The 236-nt window shown below is 36.9% G+C and carries 1 protein-coding gene; it reads right to left on the bottom strand.

Translation table 11 applies throughout. The features are described from left to right. The coding region (locus tag KVT27_RS26155) for an L-serine ammonia-lyase, iron-sulfur-dependent subunit beta (protein WP_483307993.1) at window positions 1-236 on the bottom strand (236 nt) is incomplete at both ends.

The raw sequence follows: 236 nt of genomic DNA, 5'->3' as shown, positions 1-236 counted from the left end.
TGTTAATCTTAATTTAAAGCCATTTACTTCACTTACTTCTATTTTACCGCCACCAGTAGAAATACCGACGACAGACTTTCCACCTTCATCGTCTCCTATAACTAGACGTGCCGTATTTGGATGCTCCGTATTAGCTGTTTCTGTAATAAATTCATATTCCATCCCTGCATTTTCTGCCTTTTCAATTGCCGTTTTAATACGTTCATCAAAAGTATCGTAGTTCAATAAGTCTCCAA

It is taken from the genome of Lysinibacillus sp. GbtcB16, assembly GCF_019091145.1.
Taxonomy (GTDB): Bacteria; Bacillota; Bacilli; order Bacillales_A; family Planococcaceae; genus Lysinibacillus; species Lysinibacillus fusiformis.
Note: the sequence above shows the minus strand (reverse complement) of the source record. Positions and strands in the feature narration are given on the sequence as shown.